The following is an 18,865-nucleotide window of genomic DNA, read 5'->3' as shown; positions in this document are numbered from 1 at the left end:
TTGAAACCTTCATAAGGAATCTGACTAGTTCAATGCTGGAATCTTAAATCTATCGAATTGCTTGGATAAATCCTCAACCAGTAAAGGCAAATCTGCTAAACTCTCAGCCCCGCCAAAGATATAGAAATCCGGGCGTACCACAACTGCTTCAAGACCTGTTTCATTAAAATATTGTTTGTATTTTCCATCAACATCGACAGCAATATCAGATAATACCTCTTTGCCTTCTAATGATTCTGAAATTTCAATAAATTTAGCACCGATGGACGCTAAAAACTCCATCTGTTCTTCCGTTAATACCTGCTTAGGATCATTCAGAGGACTCATAATCGTCCACCCATTTCCTACTACATCATCAAATAACCCTGTTTTCCCTCTATACTCTACCTGACCTTGGAACGAAAGTTTTCCCGTGTATTTATTTTTCCCATCAGTAGATTGATAGAGCATGCCTTCTGTTAGAAATGGGAATTCCGGAAATTCAGGGACACTGCCTGTAAAAAAGGCCTCATCTCTTTTTCTAGCTTCTTGTGGATCTGTTACGCAAATGACGGTTCCCAGAAACAAGGCTGCTTCAACCACTTCACGAATATGAGGTTTACGCTCCGCCGTATACGTTTTTAAAATAGAATCTGCTGCTTTTCCACTTAGAATTAGATCTAGCTTCCAAGCGAGATTCATGGAATCCCGAAGACCAGAGCACATACCTTGTCCCATGAATGGCGGCGTTAAGTGAGCTGCATCTCCTGCTAAAATAAGCCGTCCTTTTTGCCATTCATCTGCCCATAATGCCTTAAATGTATAAACAGCATGCCGTTCCAATACAGCGTTACTAGAATTTATATCCCAAGGTTCAAGCAAGCGCCATGCTACATCTTCATTGTTAAGTTTTTCTTTTGTCTCACCAGGAAGAGCCATGAATTCCCAGCGCCTTTTCCCTGGGCCGCCTGAGACAACGGTTGTAGGGCGGGCTGGATCACAAAGCTGCAAATTCATCGGGTTCCATTCTCTTTCTTCTTTTGTAACGATATCAACCACTAGCCAATCTGCAGCAAATCCAAGGTCCGTTATCGTTGGATCCATGGTTTGTCGAACAAAACTGTTCGCACCGTCACACCCAACCACGTACTTTGCATGAATGGTACGAACTTCCCCCTCCTGGTCCTTCACCGTCAGCTCTACATGATCATCAAATTCCCTTAACGAAATGGCTTCTTTTCCCATATTCACATTTACGGTTGACTGATTACTGCAAGCAACATCCATTACTTTTTCAAGCTCTGGCTGATTGAAAAATAAATGTCCAGGCCACCCGGAAATACCTTCTTGAGAAAAATCAAGGGCCAACAATAATTGCCTTTCAGCATTTCGCCATTCATATAAATCAGGGACTGGCTGTAAAATTCTTTCTAGTTCACTTTTTGGAAGAATCGTTTGCAGCATTCTAGCTACCTCATCATCCAAATGAACAGCACGGGGAAGTGGATAGGCTTCAGAAAATCTTTCATATACCCCAACCTTCCAACCTTTATGACCAAGTAATGCAGTTAAAAGCTTGGATACAGGTCCATAACCAACAATTGCAACGTCAACCATTTCTTGTTTCATGATCCACACCCCTATATAAATATCCTCACATTTAATCAAAACCCTAAATTGTAAACGCATACATTCGTGCGAACAATCAAACTAATTTACTTCATTTACATGGACGTTAAATTTATTATGTAAGAACTAGAGGTTGCTGGGATCGAAAATCCCAGCATCTTGAATAATTTAGGAAATTGCTACTCTACTAGGAACCACCTTATTTACTTGTTCACCTAAATCAATTTTTCCATCTCTACTCTTTATTTGACAACGAATCACATCTCCATCATTCAGATATTTTCCGTTATTGATTTGACTTTCAACAAGTAAATCTACTTTTTCCGCGTAAGGGACCTGATGGCTTGATATTTGTCCGAGTATCTCTGGAGTAAGAGTGAGTGCCACTCCCCCAGTTGTACCGGTAATAACCAAATCACCTTTTGAAAGATCCATTATTTCGGATAGCTCTGTCAGAGTTTCAGCAGGTTTATATAATAATTGATTCGTATTTGCTGATTGACGTAATTCATCATTTACCCATAAATTCAATTCTAGATCATGAATGAGTGGAACCTCTTCTTTATCAAGTAAGTATAAAAACGGTCCTGTAGGTCCAAATGTACGGTAACTCTTCCCTTTTAACCATTGCCCCTCAGTGAGTTGTACATCTCTTGCAGAAACATCATCCATAATCACAAGCCCGGCAATATATAGGTGAAGGTTTTCATCTGTGACTTCAACGGATGAAGAAATCTCAGTTCCAATGACTAGTCCGAGCTCAATTTCATAGTCTAATAGCTTCACATGAGACGGACGAATAATCTCTGTATAGGGACCACAAAGTGTGCTATCTGCTTTACTAAAAAACATATTATAAGGCGGCCGAGTTGCTTCCATTCCAGATTCTGCACGATGAGAGGAATAATTAGCACCCTGGCATACAATTCTTGCTGGTTTAGTAACAGGGCTTAGGATAGTCACCTCAGTTAATGATAGAGATTCACCTTGTCCTAGTTCCTTTAATGTTCTAGCTTCTTCTACCCCCTCTTCTAAAAAATGGGCTAATGAAGAATAGCTATCCCTTAATACCAAAATACGATTATTTGCTACAACTCCCCACTGTTCTTTATTTTCCTTTTCAAATCTCACTACTTGAATTCCCACATTTAACGCCCCCTACTTTTTTTGTTTGTGCAGGTTTAGAGAAACTAAGAATATATTTTTTCCAATATCCTTTTAACCCGCAGGATTAATTCAATCATTTTATCATGTGCCAATTTTTCATCACGCACCATGATGGCTTCATATATAGAACGGTGTCTTTCTAATACTTCGCTGGTCGGAGTATCAAATGGAGATTCCGGATAATCCTTCGCTGCGTGTAAGGTTTTTTCCCGGCTAAATACGAGTGCTTTCCGGAGCGTTCTAACTGTATTGATGATTAAATCGTTGTAAGAAGCACATAATATTCTTTCATGAAAATCATAGTCGGCAATAGCCCATGCCTTCTCATCTCCGATTGATTGTTCAAGTCGATTGAAGGCATCCTTAATGCTCGCCAAATCCTCCTCGTTTGCTCTCTCTGCTGCTAAAGCTGCTGCCATGGGTTCTAACCCCATTCTAACCTCGGTTAAATGCAGGAGAAAATCTCGATTATTCTCATCATCAAGCACCCAGTTAATGAGTTCTAAATTCCACCATTGCCACTCCGAGCGTGGAAGAACAATTGTACCAGCCCTTTGATTCGATCTTACAAGCCCCAAAGTAGATAACGTTTTAAGGGATTCACGGACTACCGTTCGACTTACATTATATATTTCACCTAAATCCTCTACCTTTGGGAGGATTTCTCCACGTTTTAACTCACCAGTTACTATTTTACGTCCAATCTCACTAACTAATTGTTCACTTCGATTTTTCATAAAGCGCAAACACTCCTATCCTTACTATGTCTTAACCATACCACAACCAACAATGGTATTCCGACTTTTTGGGATAGAAGGTAAAAAATTAAGATTCGAATTTTGAAAACGGATTCATTTTAAATCGAAAGTCAATAACACCCCCTTGTGATTAAGGCGATTTGAAGAGTACATCTTGTTGTAATAAATATTATTTATCTGATTATTATAATAAATAATATTTATTATTTCGTCAATCTATTTTTCAGATTTTTCTTACCTCTTCTCCTCTGGATTTTCAAGCATCTTCTTTCGACCGGCTAAAAACGAGAGCTGCTCCATTTATTTAAACAATTTTGCTGTAAGTACTGCATCCTACTTTCATAAAATTTCATTTGGACTAGCAACTACTATCGCAAATAAAAAAAAGGGGGAGTCCCCCTTCCGAGATTCATTCTATAAATTACCTATTTCAAAGCGATACAAATATTTTTCGCTTCTGTGAAAAATTCCATGCTGTGATGGCCGCCTTCACGTCCGACGCCGCTCTTTTTGAAACCGCCGAATGGAGCACGGAGATCACGAACAAACCAGCAATTCACCCAAATCGTACCCGCACGTACAGAATGTGAAATCCGGTGAGCGCGCTGGAGATTCTCTGTCCAAACCACACCATTTAATCCGTATTCTGTATCATTAGCAATGCGAAGGGCTTCTTCTTCGGTATCAAATGGAATGATCGTCACGATTGGGCCAAAAATTTCCTCCTGGCAAATGCGAGACTTAGGATTTTCTTGAAGATAAACAGTAGGCTCTAAATAGTAACCATTTTGTAAATACTCCGGTAAATACGGACGTTTTCCACCACAAATTAGCGTGGCATTTTCTTCATTGGCAATCTCAAGATAACTGGTGACCTTTTTATAATGCTCTTCACTCACCACTGGTCCCATTTTGGTTTCGACATTTTGCGGATCACCGACTTTTAGTTCCATTGCGGCTTTCTTAAATCTTTCAAGGAACTCATCTAAGATCTTGCGCTGCACTAAGATTCTTGACCCTGCAAGACAGACTTGACCGGAATTCATGAACGCTGCATGAATCGATACAGGAATGGCTTTATCAAGATTGGCATCTTCAAATACTATATTCGCCGCTTTTCCGCCTAATTCAAAAGAAACCTTCTTTAACGTGTCGGCGCCGCTCTTCATAATTCGCTTTCCTGTAGCGGTTGAGCCCGTGAAGGAAACGAGATCTACTTCCGGGTGGGTAGTCAGAGCCGTCCCAACTACTCCTCCTTGACCATGCACAACATTGACTACGCCATCCGGAATACCTGCTTCCTTCGCAATTTCTCCAAGAAGTGAAACAGAAAGCGGAGTCATTTCAGCTGGTTTAATAACAGCTGTGTTTCCCGCCGCAAGACAAGGACCAAGCTTCCATGTAGTTAGCATAAACGGAACATTCCAAGGGGTAATGAGTGCAGCTACCCCAACTGGTTCGTATCGAGTATAATTTAGATACTCTTCGCCCATTGGATACACTTCTCCGCCTTGCTGCTCCATGAAGTCCGCAAAGAATTTGATATTATTGGCTGCGCGTGGAACTTCATGGTGGACTGTAGAATGATATGGTTTTCCGACATCTGTCGCATCTAAGCGAGCGATTTCTTCTTTGCGCTCAAGTATGATTTCGGACATACGACGAAGCTTTGCACAGCGCTCCGCTACAGTCATCGTTCTCCACGGACCATTTTCAAAAGCGTCCCGTGCAATCCGGCAGGCACGATCCACATCTTCTTGTGAGGCTTCACTGACTTTCGCAATGATTTCCTGTGTCGCAGGATTTTTCACTTCAAAAGTAGCACCATCGCTTGCTTTTACATATTCCCCGTTTATATAAAGACCTACTTCTCTAATTCCAGTCTGAACGTTTGTCATTTTGAAACCTCATTTCTCTTTTTCACTGATTCTCCAGCAATGCCCCAATGTTCAGGTTCTATTTCATTGATCATCACACGAACACTTTGAATGGGAGCATCTAACACATCTGATACCAAGTCAGAAACTTCTCTTATTAATCGTTCCTTTTTTTCAGGTGTTCTGCCTTTAAGAATGTTAATCTGAATAAATGGCATAAAAACCTCTCCCTTCACCTTGAAGTTTATTCCGTGAATACCGCCTCAACACTGCCTAGTCCGTCAAACCCAGCGGTGAAATGGTCACCTGCTTCAATTTTAATTGCTGCTGATAAGGAGCCGCTTAACACAACTTCTCCTGGTTGAATACTTTGCCCAACTTTGTATAATCGATTGGCTAACCAAGCAATGGCTCTTGCTGGATGCCCCATTACCGCTGCACCCGCGCCTGTCGCCACGACTTCTCCGTTTTGTCTAAACACCATTCCCATCAATTTCAAATCGAAATCCTTCGGTGAATAGAACCTTTCGCCGATAATAAATCGGGAAGAAGATGAGTTATCTGCCACCGCGTCAGGTAAGGTAAAGCTGAACCCATGGAAGCGGCTGTCTATGATTTCAACTGCCGGTGCAATATATTCCGTTGCATGAAGTACATCCGCTACTGTTACATGCGGACCTTTCAATTCTTTATTAAAAATAAAGGCAATTTCCGGCTCCAGCTTGGCGTGGATGAAAGGTGCGAGCGAAATCTTTTCCCCTTCAAACAGCTGCATCCTTTCAAGCAAAACCCCGTAAGATGGCTCGTGTACGCCCATCATCTCTTGTTTCGCTTTACTCGTTAATCCGAGCTTCCAGCCGATTCTTTTAGTGTTTTCTTGTTTGCATTTCATTTCGACTAAGCGTTCTTGTACTTGGTAAGCTAGCGCTTCATCCAGTTCAGGATAGGCATCAACAAACTTGCCTACTGCTTTCTTCTGTGTTTCAGCCAGGTAAAGTTCATAAGCAATTTGATCGATTACTTCTGTTTTAATCATGTTATCACCCAGTTTCTTTTGATTTCCCATTGATCGGGGCGGGATCAAGCCCCGCGCGATCGAGATACCAGTTTATTCTTTAAACCTTGTTAAAGCTGTTGTTGATTTACTGTGTTTGAAAAATAAACGGAAAAATTCCGGCTAAATTGGGAAATACCGATATTCCCTTAAAAATAAGAGGAGTTTTTCCGCTTATATGATCCAAATCTTTAGATTTGGTCATATTTAAAGCAGTTAACCGGAATATCTCCGCTTATATCTGCTTCAAAAGCTTCTTCTATATACATTAACCGGAAATTCTCCGCCTAAGAATTCTCATACCTATACGAAAGCAACAATGAATCCTAACAGAGCCTATCTAATAAATGACGTCGTGACTGAACCAATATGGGCAAACTCCGCCGTAAACGTATCATTTTCCTTCACTTCAATCGCACTGGTTAAAGCACCCGAAAGAATGATTTCCCCTGATTTAAGAGAAACATCGTACTTACCTAATGAATTGGCCAGCCAAGCGACCGAACGAAGTGGATTTCCAAGGACGGCTGCCCCTGCTCCAGAATCAATCATTTCTCCATTTCGATAAGCGACCATCCCGATATGAGTAAGGTCTAAACCATCAAGTTTTGTCGGTTTCCCGCCAATAATCGCACAAGCAGAGGAGCCGTTATCTGCAACCGTGTCTTCAAACTTGATTTTCCAATCTTCAATCCGGCTATCAATCACTTCAATGGCAGGAACAATATAATCAGTTGCCTCGATGACATCAAGGATAGAAACATTCGGGCCTTTTAAATCCTTTTTTAATATAAAGGCAATCTCAAATTCTACTTTCGGTTGAATATAGTGTTCTAGTGAAATCGCTTCGCCTTCCACAACCATCATATCTGCTAATAAATGACCGTAATCAGGCTGATTGACACCAAACATATTTTGAATCGCTTTGCTTGTTGCGCCAATTTTTTTCCCCACGATGATTCCACCATTTTCAACTTTTCTACGGATAATCTCTAACTGCGTATGATATGCTTCATCTACAGTAATCCCTGGATAGGATACTGTTAACGGCTTGATCACCTGCTTTGTTTCCTCTGCTTCCAATAAACGAGTGGCTGCTTCTTGAATGATCGACACACCTGTCTCCTCCTACCCCTGGAACTATACTGTAATCCCTTTTTTCTCTGCTAGTTCAACCGCAACATCTAAAATCCAGTCCTCTTGGCCAGCAACAGTTTGCCTTTTGCCAAGCTCTTCCATAATTTCGGATACGCCGACACCAAACTTTTCGGCAGCGTGTTTTACGTGTAATAAAAAGCTGTTATATACTCCGGCATAGCCGCTTGATAAGTTGCCGCGATCAATTACGATTGGAGTCTGCATAAGCGGAGCTACCTTTTCCTCTGCAGCATCCATTAATATTGCTAGGTTGATTCCGGTTTCGATGTCCATTTTATTTAGTACCGCAACAAGGATTTCCGTTGGTGCATTTCCAGCTCCCGCACCTAGACCTCTTAGTGTTCCGTCAATTTGGTCGGCACCAGATTCTAGTGCCGTTATCGTATTACCGATCGCCAAGCCAAGGTTATTATGAGCGTGGAAACCAACTTGAATGGACAACGCTTCTTTTAAAGCAGACACTCTTTCGCGAACGCCGCTTTGAACAAGGGCACCTGCAGAATCAACCACATAAACGCAATCGGCACCATACGATTCCATTAACTTTGCCTGCTCCACAAGCACACTAGCAGGCTGGGTATGAGACATCATGAGGAAACCAACGGTTTCAAGTCCTAATTCTTTGGCTAAGCGGAAGTACTGCTCGGTAACATCTGCTTCCGTACAATGTACGGCAATCCGGAGTACCGAAATACCGAGTTCGGCCGCTTCTCTTAATTCTTTGCTCGTCCCGATCCCCGGAACGAATAAAGAAGCAATTTTAGCTTGTTTCGCAGTTTCAACTGCTACTTTAATCAAGTCATATTCAGAATGAATAGAGAACCCTTGCTGAATCGTCGAGCCGTTTAATCCAGAACCATGGCTCACTTCAATAACTGGCACACCTGCTTCATCTAAATCTTTTACAATTGCCCGTACCTGTTCAGGTGTATAACTATGGCTAACCGCATGATCGCCATCTCGTAGGGTAGTATCTGTCAGTCTAGGAATCTTCATTGTGTTACCTCCTTAACTCCAAGAAAATGTGCGGCATAGACATCTCCGACTCGGTAGGCGGAAGCCGTCATGATATCCAAATTACCGGCATAGGTAGGGAATAAATCCCCTGCTCCAATTACTTCATTCATGATGACCACGGTTGGCAAGCGGCCCCAAGGAGTTTCACGATAATCAACAAACGGCGTACCTTTTAAGCGATAGCCTGGAACATAGCTAGAAATCTCAGCGGCAATCGATTGAACCGACTCAATGACTGCAGCCTCATCGAATGCTTCTTTAATGACTGCATAGACAGAATTCGTCATATTAATAGGCGGCTGCGCAGGATTAAATACAGGGATGGCTCTTGCGATTTTCGCTCCGCCAATTTGTTGAACCGCATTTGCCGTTGTGCGAACAAACTCGTCGACATTTTGTCTTGTTCCCGGTCCAATCGATAAACTGGCCGCTGTCGCAATGACTTCTGCATAATGAACAGGTACCACGCGGTTGACGGCGTAAACAAGTGGTGCCGTCGCCTGGCCGCCGCAAGAAATCAAGTTAACATTCATTGCTTCAAGATGGTCATGTAAATTAACGGTTGGCACAACAAACGGTCCAACCGCCGCCGGTGTCATGTCAACAGCTAATTTCCCTTGATCTCGTAGTGCTTGCGCATTCAGCTTATGGGCTTTCGCGCTTGTTGCATCAAACACAATCTTAATTTCTGGATCTTCTAGAATTGCATCAATTCCATGATGGCTAACTGCAATTCCCTTTTCCTTCGCTCTTTTTAGACCCTCAGAATTTGGGTCAATCCCTGATACTAAGGCTAACTCCATGTTTCCATCATTTTTTAAAATTTTATACATTAAGTCTGTCCCAATATTTCCAGATCCTAAAATCGCTGCTTTTACTTTCGTCAAGACCCTGCACCTCGCTTTCTAGTAATGAATGAATTAAGGTTTTACAACTTCTTTTTCAACAGATTCACTAGATGTTAGTGGTGTTCCTTGCGTCCACCAGGATACTGGGAATTCGGTCCCAATCCAAGTATCGCCGTTGCCCGGAACGTCTTTCATGTCCCAAATCACTGGTTTCCAAGCTGGATCGGTAATGATATAGCCTGCATCTCCGAACAATTCGATGCGGTTGCCTCCTGGTTCAATCACATACATACAGAATGCTTGGGAAACACCATGCTTATTAGGTGGAACTTCGATCTTAAAATCATGATCTTTAAGCAGATCAGCCACGTCATAAAGGTTTTGCGGAATGCCATACCAGTAGCAAAGATGGTGCAGTTTTCCTTTCACGCCATTTGGCTCTTGCATATAGGCAATTTCATGAACTAGATTGGAGACACTGATCCAGCTTCCAAGCACATGTCCGTTATCTTGAATTTGCTCTCTTAAACGGAAACCGAGTTTGTCGATTAAAAAGTCCGTATCGGTTCCAGGATTGGAAGTCATAAGATTGATATGATCCAAGCGGCGAACCGGTACACCACGATCTGGACGTTTAGATGGGCGGTTTAATAGTTTTGAGCGCTGCTCTTCTGAAACATTGTAATATTCGACTTCCCAAAGAATTTCCATTAAATGACCATCAGGTGTAGTAAACTGATATGCTTTTCCATGACCGATATCTCCGTCAATCCAGCCTTTGCCTAAGCCTGTTTTTTCAATTTCTTCTACTCGGCGCTGTAGTGCTTGAGGGGATGTTGCACGCCAGGCAACATGACCAACCCCTGCTTGTTTTGATTCAGTGATTATTAATGTATTATGGTAAAAATCCTCATAAGCACGAAGATAAACGGAACCTCCAGAACGAGCCGTTACTTCCATTCCAAGAAATCTAGTAAAAAATTCAACAGATTGTTCTAGTTTTGGAGAAAGAATCTCCACGTGTGCGAGTTGTGCTACATCAAAAATTGGTTCTTTAAAAATAGTCATGTCCGTTCCTCCTAAAATTCCCTTTTTAATTTTTTTAGTTTTGTAAAACATGAACAAACTATATTGACGAAATATACTGAATAGTGATACCGTTTTCATTATATTCGGTACCAAATTCTTCTTCATTTGTCGAAAACCTGATGTATGCTTCAATCTTAAAGGGTTGGTACGATGCTCACAATGACAGTGTCCCTTTATGCGGGACACTTTCTGAATTTTTATATAATTTTTACTATTTGGAGGAAAATAAGATGCAAGAACAAGAAAAGCTGCTCTCTTCTGTAAAAAATGCAATTAGAATCCTGCGTGCTTTTAAAATGAATCAACCACAAAAAGGGGTACGTGAGCTAGCGAATGAGCTTGGATTAGGAAAAAGCAGTGTCCAAAGAATACTTACAACACTTGCATCCGAAGGTTTAGTACAAAAAAATAAAGAGACCAATAAATTTCAGTTAGGTCTCTCCGTTGTTGAATTGAGCTCCATTGTCCTAGGCAACATCGATCTGCATACAGAATCACATCCGATTCTAACCGACCTTGCCAATAAATGCGGGGAAACCGCCCATCTGGCAATCTTAGATGGAAATCATGTGGTCTATTTAGACAAAGTCGAAAGTAAAACCTCCAATAAAGTACCATCTCACTTGGGATTACATAATTATGCTCACTGTACAAGTTCAGGAAAACTTCTTCTTGCCCATAGTGGAAACTACTTGGTCGATCTAGTGATTCAAAATGGACTCATTCCCATCACACCGAAGACCATCACAGATCCAGATGTGTTCAAGGAAGAATTGAAAACAATCTTAAAGAACGGCTATTCCGTTAGTGTCGATGAATATACCATTGGACGGACATCTGTGTCCGCACCTGTTAGAGACCATACCGGAAAAGTCATTGCTGCTATTAATCTAGTAGGACCTAGTCCACGAATTTCCAAACAACGAATTCAGTATTTTGCGAGTGAATTGATCACTTCCGGAAATTTAATTTCTGAGAGACTTGGTTACTGGAAAAGATAAGTTCCCTCATAGACCCACTAAAGAGGAGCTTAAATAGACTTGTCTTGAAACCTCTTCGTGAACAAACCCTTTAGGCAATCGTTTCTTCCAAGAAAGTCGAACACTTTCCCATTCATAAAAAGGAAACCATTGCCCTTGTAGTAAAGTAAGCCTTCCGTCTTGAACGACCGCGATTTGCGTGGTCGTCTCCTGGTGAAGGTTTACGGTGACTTCATACCAGCCTGAAGCTGGCATCAAATAATAAGGATGGAGTACTACCTCTACATGTTTTTTACGGAATACAATTCTGCCCTCAATTTGATAATCATTCCCTAGATATGAAGCGATTCTTTCCATTTCACCAGCCAAAACCAGATTTCGAATGAGCGTAGAACTGATTTTTTCCCCTTCACACTCTATTTTATCCACCTTGATTCCCTCAATTTTTCCATCTGAATCGCTTTTCAAGGTACCCATATTGCCTTCTCCCCGGTGTCCATATGTAAAGTCAAAACCAGCTGCCACCTGTTTTGCTCCAAAGTCTAAAAGATAGGTTTGAACAAATTCCCTTGGAGATAACCCAGCAAATTCCTTCGTAAACTGAATCAAATAAAAATAATCTGCTCCTAACTCTTCAAAGATTCTTCGTTTTTCGTTTATCGGCATGAGATAAGGGATGATTTTCTTCCCATTTGATAGGACCTCTTTCGGATGAGGGAAAAAACTCATAATCACCAAAGGGAGTTCTTGCTCTTCCGCAGCCCTTTTAGCCTCTTTTATCACCTGCTGATGACCTAAATGAACTCCATCAAAAAATCCTAGAGCCATCACACAGGGCTTTGTTCGTAAAAGAGTTTGTTCGCGGTTGTTGCTTGTCACATGAATGAATTCCAAGATAGCTCCCTCCATTGTTCACAATATACTTATCTCTTTATGCACTTCACATATAAATCTATTAGGACTTCATGACTTCCTCTGTTTTCACAGGTGTGAGCGGTGTTCCCTGCGTCCACCATGATTGTGGGAATTCGGTTCCAATCCAAGTGTCGCCATTGCCAGGAACGTCCTTCATATCCCAAACCACCGGCTTCCATGCTGGGTCCGTGATGATATATCCTGCATCTCCGAATAATTCAATGCGGTTTCCGCCTGGTTCAATCACATACATACAGAACGCTTGGCTGACTCCATGCTTGTTCGGTGGAACTTCAATTTTAATACCATGATCTTTAAGCAAATCTGCCACATCATAAAGATTTTGAGGAATTCCATACCAGTAGCAAAGATGATGCAGCTTTCCTTTTACTCCGTTAGGCTCTTGCATATAAGCAATTTCATGAACAAGATTAGAAACACTAATCCAGCTCCCTAGCACATGACCATTATCTTGGATTTGCTCTCTTAATCTAAAACCGAGAGTATCGAGCATAAAGTCTGTATCGGCTCCTGGATTCGAAGTCATGAGATTGATATGATCCAAGCGGCGAACGGGCACGCCACGATCTGGGCGTTTGGATGGTCGATTTAATAGTTTTGATCTTTGTCCTTCTTCTACATGGTAATATTCAACGTCCCAAAGAATTTCCATTAAATGACTATCAGGATTTGTAAATTGGTAGGCCCTTCCATGTCCGATATCACCATCAATCCAGCCTTTGCCGAATCCTGTCTTTTCAATTTCCGCTACACGTCGCTCTAGCGCTTGCGGAGAAGTAGCACGCCAAGCCACATGGCCTACTCCCGCTTGTTCGGATTTTGTAATGATTAACGTATTGTGATAGAAATCCTCGTAAGCACGAAGGTAAACGGATTTTTCAGAACGAGCGGCTACTTCCATTCCTAAAAATCTTGTAAAAAATTCAACTGATTGTTCAAGCTTCGGAGAAAGTAGTTCCACGTGGGCAAGCTGTGCTACATCAAAAATTGGTTCCTGGTAAGAAGTCATGGTAATCCTCCTATTAGATATTTTTTGATTGAAATAGACTACTTATTTGTGAGACTCACTTCAGACGATAAAGAGCGATATTGACCATTAAAGAACATGAGCGGCTCTCCCTCTTCAAGCTTAATATCGAGGACCTTTCCGATAAATAAGGTATGGTCTCCTTCGATATGTTCATTTACCACTTCGCATGCTACCTGTGCGATGGCTCCTGCTAAGACTGGCAGTCCAGCAAGATTATCGAAATCGATTTCTCTTTTTTCTTTTATCTGACCTGCAAAGAGCATTGAGTATTCTTTCTGCTCTCCTGATAAAATATTGACAGCAAACTTTTTACTGCTCTTGATTTTTTCAAGCATTTGCGCTCTTTCTCCGATGGAAATCACCACTAGATTTGGATCAAGAGAGACCGACATGAAGGCATTAGCCGTCATGCCGTGAACCTCTCCTTCTACTTCAGTCGTAATGACAGTGACACCCGTAGCGAATTTCCCCATAGCCTGGCGAAAATGACGATCATCCATTCTGGTTCCTCCTATAAAACTATTTGATAACCCTTTCTTTTTCTGCTGCCTCTGCCCATGTTTTGTTTGTCCAGCCCTTAAGGTCATAATCGCTTAATGCAGAATCGACGAATGCTTTTTGCTGATCGGCAGCACCTGTTGCCTCATAATGGAATAATGCTTCCATATTTATGTTTTCATGGTTTCCACCATAGTTGACTTCATATAGTTCATGACGGCCGCCAAACTCTGTACCGATCGTATCCCAAACCATTTTTAATAATTTCACGCGTTCTTCAGCGCCAATCCCTGTACCGCGGTAATAGGTGTCCAAATAAGGTTTTAAATCTTCATTGAGGAAATCTTTTGAACTTGAAGGCAATTGAATTAAACCGCCAGCTACGACTTGCTCAAAAATATTTTTCACTTTCACCCAAGCCAATGGAGCTAATGCGCGATAAGCTGAACTTGAATAAGAGTTTGGAATCACTAATCCATTGGGCCCTTTTTCAGGATCCGTTGCCATTGCGGTAGAAAGGCCCCAGAACATATTTCGTAATGCAACGACTTCGCCAATTTTTGCCTGAACCCCACGGAAATCTTTCGTTCCTGCTCCTTCTGTTGCTTTCAATAGCAGCCCCGTCATAAAATCTAATTTTACGGCGAGACGAGTACAGCCATGGAAGGTATAGCGCGGAATGAAACCGCTTACTTTTGCGAAGTTATTCGACACCTCAATATTTCGATATGCCAACACATTTTCCCAAGGGATGAATACGTTATCGAGCACAATCACTGCGTCATTTTCGTCAAAGCGGCTGGATAACGGATAATCAAAGGGAGTCCCGTTCTTGGCAGCATGTAATTCGTAGGATTGGCGACTAATCATGCTAAGGCCTTCCGCATTCATAGGAACAAAGAAGATCAGTGCATGACTATCATCGCCGCCGCCTAAATCTTTCGGTCCATAGTTCGCAACAAAGTTATAATGAGTCAATGCAGAAGCTGTTCCTACCATTTTGGCACCGCTTACAATAATGCCGTCATCACGCTCCGCAACCGCACGAACAAAGACATCTTTATTCTCGTGTAATGGTTTTGAGCGATCCACCTGCGGATTAATAATTGTATGATTAATGAATGGTACTTCCTTTGTTGATTTTTTGTACCAAGCTTTCGCATTGTCTTCGAAACCTTCATAAAAATGACCAAACGCATTTAGGTGACCAGTAAAAGAAGCTTTATAATCCGGGGTACGTCCCATAAATCCATAGCTTAGCTTTGCCCAATGAGCAATGGCATCTCTTGCCTCTAACAAATCCTGAGCGCTAGTAGGAGTTTTGAAATATTTATGTGTTCTGTCGCCATATTCGCTTGTGGTTGTTAAGATATCACGTGTCGCTGGATCATGAAGAGCATCGTACATTCTTGCATAGGAACGAGCAGCATTCCGATAAGCGGGATGTGTTGTGACATCTTTAATTTTTTCTCCGTTTAAATAAACTGCCCTGCCGTCATTGAGACTTTCCAAATATTCTTTACCTGTGTACATTTCTTCAACTCCATTCTTAAAATTTTACTATTTTTATTGTGACTGATTTGTTCATCACTAGTTTTATGATAATTTATCTGAAAATTCTTAACAATAACACAAGATGACAGAAAACATAGTAAATACTGCCACTTCGTGTCAGTTACGTAAAAAAAGCCAGACCCCCCACTACTGTGAGAAATCTGGCAAATAGATAGAAGAATAGGTTTTATGTTTTTTTGTTTTCGAATCAATCCATTTACTCTGCTTGAATTTTTTTGATTCTTTCATACTCAACAATTTTCAATGCTTTTAACGCCATCATCAATTGAAATTGTCTTTGTGGATCTCGTAAGTCACGATCAAGAAGGTCGGTAATTTTGTTGAGGCGGTAACGAAGTCCGCTTTTAGAAAGTGCTAGTGATTCCGCTGTTTGATCCAAGTTTCCGCCTTGCTCAAGAAAATGGTAGAGTGTTTCAATCAACTCTAGCTTATTCTTATCAAGATTCTTATACAGAACACCAAGTTGTTCTCGGATCATTTTCTTGATGGCTTGTTCATTTTGGTCATTGATTAAGATTCCAAGCACGCCTAATTCACTAAAAAATGTAATCGGTTCATCCCTGGAAGAAAGGCGCACTGCGGAACAAGCTTCTTCCATTGCAGCTCCAGCTTCCAGGATGTTACTGTTTTGCGAGCTTATTCCTGCTAAGAATAGAGCATTTTTTATTTGCTTCTTTAAAAATATTACTAAAGTCCGAATCTTTTTCTCCAAGTTTTCCTGACTGACTTGTTTTTCCGTAATCAGGAGAAGTAATGTGTCAGGCCGCTGCCCGATTAACACATTGAGGTTTTCTTCTTCACGTAAGTAAGCAGACACCGTTTCAAATGTTTTTTTATGAAGTGTGAATTCCTTTTCATCATATGAATTTAAAAACTTGTAGTTCAATGCCACAATATGATAGTGATCGGATAAATCTAACTGAATAAAATCCGCTTTTCTCATTATTTCTTGCTGCGTATATTTCCTACTCATTATTTCTTCTAGAAAATGACCTTTCACTTGTTCCATTGATTCTACTTCTGTTTTTTCCTTTAAAAACAAAAGCGAGCAAATCGACGCTAAGCGATCAACAATCATCGAGTCAATCTCATAATTCGGGGTTAACTCTCTTTCGTATAGAAAAGAGCAATACCCTACAATCTTGCCTAAGAGATAAATCGGAGTCTTCAGACTAATCCCCTTTTCAAAAGAAAAAATACTCACCTTAGAATGGAATTGTTTTTTATCTGGAATCTCAGAAAATGTATCTTTAATAGATTCAAATTCTTCTAGGGTAATGCCTTTATAGGCTATAACATTTTGACGACTATCCTCCACGACTATTGGCACGTGATTTTGCTTATGTAAAATATCGAGAATCGATTCGATGCTATTGCCTTCGATTAGTTTATTGGTCATCTCATTATACGTTTTCGACACAAGTGCGAGATTATTTCTTTCCAGCATTAGCTTTTCGTTTGTTTGCTCCAGTTCCTTTAAAATCGGCAGTTCTTTACTATAAGAAAAGAATTCCTCCGACTCTTCCTTCCATTCTGAAACAAGTCGCCCTTCCCATACACAGCACGGTGCCCCTTGTCCCTGACATTGCAATTCTTTGAAAAAGACGTCCACTCCAACCACACGAGTAACATATCCCGTGGCATAACCAGTTAACGTATAACAAACCGGGCCTTGGCTTATTCCAAAATTTTGAAGATGTTGTTCAGCTTCAAAAGAATTTTCCCAAATTCCTTTAAAACGAAACGATACAATTTGGTTTCCATCCACTTCAAAATCCTTTTCAGTAATGCGGGATTTCGCATGTCCTTTTAATGCATGAATGATCGGACCATATTCGATCTTTTCAAGTGAACTCAGAGAGTCTCTTTTTGCTACCTCTTCAGCATCTTCAACTCCCAATTGATAGCCATACTTAAAGAAAAAGGTTTTCATCCGATTAATGCCAATATTCTGAATTAAATCTCGTTGCATCGCCCCAAATGCCCTTGTTGAAACAAAAACAGATCGTTCATTGTTTGCATACCATAACTCATTCTCTTGGCGAATATGTAATAAGTCATTTAGTTTTAGTGTTTTCATTCCATTGCTCCTTTATTTCTTATTTCGTTAAGAACAAAGTAAATCTTACCTGCGAGTGAATGAAAGAATATTGACTTATGCTTTTTAAGAAGATTAATAGTTTTTATTATACTGAAGGATTCAATATATGAAAAGGCTTTCAAATACTAACAATATACTTCTAAAAACCTTAGGGACGGTTCTAATGGTTTTTTTGAACAGTGTTAATCATATTTGAACACCAGAATCGTCCCTCAGGCGTTTTTAAAACGAAAAAATACTCACAAAAATCATTTGTGAGCAATTACAATTCTATTTTATGATCTCTTTTCCATTTGCCATTGCATGTTTACTTAGAATATTGGTCAACTTCTCTTTTGTTTCTTCTGAAGTAATGATACAGCTTATCGGAAAGAGTTTTGTCTTAATTTTCAATTCATATCCGTTGTTGATCTCTTTTGAATAGCCATAAAGCCTATGATTTGCATCAATGGGGATAATATCAAATGATTTTATTGTCCGCCAAGCAACAAAACGACTTCCACTCAGCACGCCACCATTAACGATTGCAAATACGTTTAATAGATTATGTGAATAGATTAAGGGGAGGAATAACAACAAGTAAAATGACCAATCCATATTTTTATTTACTACCCCGATCATAAGCATCACCACTAAGTATATAAGCATAAAAAAATATACTATAATTCCAACTTTATGTTTAGAATAGGCCAGTTCAACAACTGCTTTCTGAGGATATTTCCTAATTGTTAACAATTCCTCATTCGTTGTTGGCAGGAAAATATTTTGTTTCATTTTTATCAAGAGTTGAACAAACCTAAAGCTTTGATACACAATGATCAATAAGAGAATAACACTAAGCAATAATTTCATCTAATCCCCCGTTTCTAAGGTGGCCACCCCGATAGGTAGAGACGCTATTATGAATACCTACGAATCAAAACAGATTTGGTTTCGTTTTTTACCTATCTCATAGTGGACCACAAAGCAAAAGTCCTTTTACCCACGTGCAATGAAATTCCAATAGTTAACACAATATAAATTATGTGCAATCAAATATTAAAACATTTTTTCCGTACTAAAGGTTTTTTGAAGAATTGTAATAGTAATTGAACCACCAGAACCGTCCCCCTGGCTCACTTAACCCAAAGAAACCTCCACTATTCCTAACTGGCTAAACTCTGCTGTAA

At 40.5% G+C, this 18,865-nt stretch carries 17 protein-coding genes; 1 reads left to right on the top strand and 16 read right to left on the bottom strand.

Annotation, left to right across the window (positions count from 1 at the left end; genetic code table 11):
* Positions 1-24: 24 nt before the first annotated feature.
* From mhpA to F4694_RS20305, 10 genes are all read right to left on the bottom strand, one after another.
* Positions 25-1,608: a bifunctional 3-(3-hydroxy-phenyl)propionate/3-hydroxycinnamic acid hydroxylase MhpA gene (mhpA, locus tag F4694_RS20350; protein WP_179601330.1), complete on the bottom strand. Its 1,584-nt coding sequence runs from the start codon at positions 1,606-1,608 to the stop codon at positions 25-27.
* A gap of 168 nt (positions 1,609-1,776) precedes the next feature.
* Complete coding sequence (locus tag F4694_RS20345; RefSeq protein ID WP_179601328.1) at positions 1,777-2,754, bottom strand: fumarylacetoacetate hydrolase family protein; 978 nt, start codon at positions 2,752-2,754, stop codon at positions 1,777-1,779.
* Between the two features lie 44 nt (positions 2,755-2,798).
* Entirely contained in the window at positions 2,799-3,512 is a 714-nt protein-coding gene (locus F4694_RS20340) for a FadR/GntR family transcriptional regulator (RefSeq protein WP_179601326.1), read from the bottom strand.
* A gap of 446 nt (positions 3,513-3,958) precedes the next feature.
* Positions 3,959-5,431 carry an aldehyde dehydrogenase gene (locus F4694_RS20335; protein ID WP_179601324.1) on the bottom strand — a complete coding sequence of 491 codons (1,473 nt, stop codon included), beginning with the start codon at positions 5,429-5,431 and terminating at the stop codon, positions 3,959-3,961.
* Positions 5,428-5,628: a tautomerase family protein gene (locus tag F4694_RS20330; RefSeq protein ID WP_179601322.1), complete on the bottom strand. Its 201-nt coding sequence runs from the start codon at positions 5,626-5,628 to the stop codon at positions 5,428-5,430. The genes F4694_RS20335 and F4694_RS20330 overlap by 4 nt, the downstream gene beginning before the upstream one ends.
* A gap of 26 nt (positions 5,629-5,654) precedes the next feature.
* Positions 5,655-6,446: a 2-keto-4-pentenoate hydratase gene (locus F4694_RS20325; RefSeq protein ID WP_179601320.1), complete on the bottom strand. Its 792-nt coding sequence runs from the start codon at positions 6,444-6,446 to the stop codon at positions 5,655-5,657.
* Between the two features lie 354 nt (positions 6,447-6,800).
* Positions 6,801-7,580: a 2-keto-4-pentenoate hydratase gene (locus F4694_RS20320; protein ID WP_179601318.1), complete on the bottom strand. Its 780-nt coding sequence runs from the start codon at positions 7,578-7,580 to the stop codon at positions 6,801-6,803.
* Positions 7,581-7,604: 24 nt separating this feature from the next.
* Positions 7,605-8,618 carry a 4-hydroxy-2-oxovalerate aldolase gene (dmpG, locus tag F4694_RS20315; protein WP_179601316.1) on the bottom strand — a complete coding sequence of 338 codons (1,014 nt, stop codon included), beginning with the start codon at positions 8,616-8,618 and terminating at the stop codon, positions 7,605-7,607.
* On the bottom strand, positions 8,615-9,526 hold the full coding sequence (locus tag F4694_RS20310) for an acetaldehyde dehydrogenase (acetylating) (protein WP_179601314.1): 912 nt from the start codon (positions 9,524-9,526) through the stop codon (positions 8,615-8,617). The genes dmpG and F4694_RS20310 overlap by 4 nt, the downstream gene beginning before the upstream one ends.
* A gap of 33 nt (positions 9,527-9,559) precedes the next feature.
* On the bottom strand, positions 9,560-10,555 hold the full coding sequence (locus tag F4694_RS20305; RefSeq protein WP_179601312.1) for a catechol 2,3-dioxygenase: 996 nt from the start codon (positions 10,553-10,555) through the stop codon (positions 9,560-9,562).
* A gap of 251 nt (positions 10,556-10,806) precedes the next feature.
* Here F4694_RS20305 and F4694_RS20300 point away from each other — a divergent pair, with 251 nt between their 5' ends.
* Positions 10,807-11,577: an IclR family transcriptional regulator gene (locus F4694_RS20300; protein ID WP_179601310.1), complete on the top strand. Its 771-nt coding sequence runs from the start codon at positions 10,807-10,809 to the stop codon at positions 11,575-11,577.
* Positions 11,578-11,583: 6 nt separating this feature from the next.
* Here F4694_RS20300 and F4694_RS20295 read toward each other — a convergent pair whose 3' ends face one another.
* The 6 genes from F4694_RS20295 to F4694_RS20270 all read right to left on the bottom strand — a co-directional run bounded on the left by F4694_RS20295 (position 11,584) and on the right by F4694_RS20270 (position 18,548).
* Positions 11,584-12,450 (bottom strand): FAD synthetase family protein, encoded by an 867-nt coding sequence (locus F4694_RS20295; RefSeq protein ID WP_179601308.1) that lies wholly within the window; start codon positions 12,448-12,450, stop codon positions 11,584-11,586.
* A 61-nt stretch (positions 12,451-12,511) separates the two neighbouring features.
* A complete protein-coding gene (locus F4694_RS20290; RefSeq protein ID WP_179601306.1) occupies positions 12,512-13,501 on the bottom strand; it encodes a catechol 2,3-dioxygenase in 990 nt (329 codons plus the stop codon).
* Positions 13,502-13,539: 38 nt separating this feature from the next.
* Positions 13,540-14,022 (bottom strand): flavin reductase family protein, encoded by a 483-nt coding sequence (locus F4694_RS20285; RefSeq protein ID WP_179601304.1) that lies wholly within the window; start codon positions 14,020-14,022, stop codon positions 13,540-13,542.
* Positions 14,023-14,041: 19 nt separating this feature from the next.
* Positions 14,042-15,553, bottom strand: a complete 1,512-nt coding sequence (locus F4694_RS20280) for a 4-hydroxyphenylacetate 3-hydroxylase family protein (protein WP_179601302.1) — start codon at positions 15,551-15,553, stop codon at positions 14,042-14,044.
* Between the two features lie 238 nt (positions 15,554-15,791).
* A complete protein-coding gene (locus F4694_RS20275; protein ID WP_179601300.1) occupies positions 15,792-17,675 on the bottom strand; it encodes a helix-turn-helix domain-containing protein in 1,884 nt (627 codons plus the stop codon).
* A 291-nt stretch (positions 17,676-17,966) separates the two neighbouring features.
* Entirely contained in the window at positions 17,967-18,548 is a 582-nt protein-coding gene (locus tag F4694_RS20270) for a hypothetical protein (protein ID WP_179601298.1), read from the bottom strand.
* Positions 18,549-18,865: the final 317 nt, after the last annotated feature.

The sequence above is a fragment of the Neobacillus driksii genome (assembly GCF_013409995.1).
Taxonomy (GTDB): Bacteria; Bacillota; Bacilli; order Bacillales; family Cytobacillaceae; genus Neobacillus; species Neobacillus driksii.
Note: the sequence above shows the minus strand (reverse complement) of the source record. Positions and strands in the feature narration are given on the sequence as shown.

Excerpts from the sequence above, each read along its gene's own strand:
- mhpA (WP_179601330.1), bottom strand. The coding sequence starts at position 1,608 with ATGAAACAAGAAATGGTTGACGTTGCAATTGTTGGTTATGGACCTGTA.
- F4694_RS20340 (WP_179601326.1), bottom strand. The coding sequence starts at position 3,512 with ATGAAAAATCGAAGTGAACAATTAGTTAGTGAGATTGGACGTAAAATA.
- F4694_RS20335 (WP_179601324.1), bottom strand. The coding sequence starts at position 5,431 with ATGACAAACGTTCAGACTGGAATTAGAGAAGTAGGTCTTTATATAAAC.
- F4694_RS20330 (WP_179601322.1), bottom strand. The coding sequence starts at position 5,628 with ATGCCATTTATTCAGATTAACATTCTTAAAGGCAGAACACCTGAAAAA.
- F4694_RS20325 (WP_179601320.1), bottom strand. The coding sequence starts at position 6,446 with ATGATTAAAACAGAAGTAATCGATCAAATTGCTTATGAACTTTACCTG.
- dmpG (WP_179601316.1), bottom strand. The coding sequence starts at position 8,618 with ATGAAGATTCCTAGACTGACAGATACTACCCTACGAGATGGCGATCAT.
- F4694_RS20305 (WP_179601312.1), bottom strand. The coding sequence starts at position 10,555 with ATGACTATTTTTAAAGAACCAATTTTTGATGTAGCACAACTCGCACAC.
- F4694_RS20300 (WP_179601310.1), top strand. The coding sequence starts at position 10,807 with ATGCAAGAACAAGAAAAGCTGCTCTCTTCTGTAAAAAATGCAATTAGA.
- F4694_RS20290 (WP_179601306.1), bottom strand. The coding sequence starts at position 13,501 with ATGACTTCTTACCAGGAACCAATTTTTGATGTAGCACAGCTTGCCCAC.
- F4694_RS20285 (WP_179601304.1), bottom strand. The coding sequence starts at position 14,022 with ATGGATGATCGTCATTTTCGCCAGGCTATGGGGAAATTCGCTACGGGT.
- F4694_RS20280 (WP_179601302.1), bottom strand. The coding sequence starts at position 15,553 with ATGTACACAGGTAAAGAATATTTGGAAAGTCTCAATGACGGCAGGGCA.
- F4694_RS20275 (WP_179601300.1), bottom strand. The coding sequence starts at position 17,675 with ATGAAAACACTAAAACTAAATGACTTATTACATATTCGCCAAGAGAAT.
- F4694_RS20270 (WP_179601298.1), bottom strand. The coding sequence starts at position 18,548 with ATGAAATTATTGCTTAGTGTTATTCTCTTATTGATCATTGTGTATCAA.